Annotated in this window: 2 protein-coding genes; both read left to right on the top strand. The window is 40.4% G+C overall.

The annotated features are described in order from the left end of the window. Window positions 1-280, top strand: a 280-nt coding sequence (locus tag GPLA_RS07715; RefSeq protein ID WP_304621360.1) for an HGGxSTG domain-containing protein, incomplete at its 5' end; no start/stop codon positions are given. A 128-nt stretch (window positions 281-408) separates the two neighbouring features. Beyond that, window positions 409-591, top strand: a complete 183-nt coding sequence (locus GPLA_RS07710) for a hypothetical protein (protein ID WP_007104305.1) — start codon at window positions 409-411, stop codon at window positions 589-591. Window positions 592-1,480: the final 889 nt, after the last annotated feature.

Genomic DNA, 1,480 nt, shown 5'->3' with positions numbered 1-1,480 from the left:
CTATCGTGATGGTACAGTGAAATACAATGCATGGGTTGCTGGTGGCTATAAACAGCCAGCGCCCGCTTCATTACCCTTTCCTAATATTTGCATTGGTATGAAATGCGAAGCCAAAACACGCTCAGGCGCACCGTGTAAGAATAGTGGCACTGATTGGGGCAATGGTCGCTGTAAATACCATGGAGGCGCTAGCACAGGCCCAGTGACGCCAGACGGTAAGAAACGAGTATCAATGAATAGCCAATCAAACAAAGTCCATGAAGCCCTAACAAAACCCTAAGGTAAAGATTGAGCTTAGAACACCTCAAAACGAAGCCTATTTCGTTAGATAACAATATGCATCGAAACCAAAGCCCATGTATGGTTGAGCATTGTTATTCTTGAGATTTGTAAAAGGAGAGAAACATTTTGTCGATTCAAGCTGATGAACCAATCATAAACACTGATAGTAATCTAGATGACCTAGGCGATGACTTTATGTGCATCATGAGAAGTGACAACTCCACCATCGTCAGTAGCAATGGGGTGATTGTAACTGGCACACCTTTAGATAAAGCACCTGCTGCAGAACAGAAAGCAAAGGTACTTTAGAGCAACCTTAATCAGTACGGGTAATTCGCATCGCAGAGCTTGTCTGGTTACAAATCATTTTACCCTCAAGTTGTTGTTTAGTTATTCTTGCTCAGACACGATAAAAATAATTGGGTCCCTCTACGCAATACCTATACGGGTACTTCGCATCACAAAGAACGCAGTGTGTATGCATGTTAGAAACCGATTTTTTGTTTTCTTTGAAATGGCGTAAGTAGTTTAAAGGCAAGATGATACGTGTTGATCACAGGCAAGACATATAACAACCGAAGTAACCTGTGCATGACAATAGTTGTTTATCGCTTGGCTAATAGGAGGGGCACCCTAAATCGCTAGGGCTAATTTATGCAGTACCGTCGCCTAAGCTCTTTTTGCATACCCGCAACTTAAAAAAGTTTTCTGGTCAGATGAGTTTACTGTTTTAGGTAATCACGTTACCAGCTTTAGTAACATCCTTTGTAACAACCTCGACGAACGATATTTAATTTATCTATAAATATCAACACAATAAGCCAATAAAATGATTCCGCCTCCGGCACCATTATAAAGTCAGACCTGGCAAGTGATTGCCGGGATTGAACTTAAAATTGGTAACCAACACCTTTCAGAATAAATCTCGATTTTTAAAAAACGCTTTGAACATCACACTTTCTTCGTAAACGACACAACTTTGTTACCTAGCATATTATAATTGTCCATTGTTGTTTTGAAGCTTTTATAGCCAGCCGTTTTACTCGCTTGATGTTTGTCCTCACATTCAGTTACTGATTTATTTTCTTCTATATCTTTCAGCAGAGTCATTTTCCAATCCATTCTTTAAAGCTTTATCTCTGGCACGTGCCCAAGCACTCTTAAATGACTCTGCGCCTCTTTCTGAGCGACCCTTATT

Origin of the sequence: Paraglaciecola polaris LMG 21857 (assembly GCF_000315055.1) — a bacterium.
In the GTDB taxonomy this organism is placed as follows: domain Bacteria; phylum Pseudomonadota; class Gammaproteobacteria; order Enterobacterales; family Alteromonadaceae; genus Paraglaciecola; species Paraglaciecola polaris.
The sequence above is the reverse complement of the archived record's forward strand: the minus strand, read 5'-3'. Positions and strand labels throughout refer to the sequence as shown.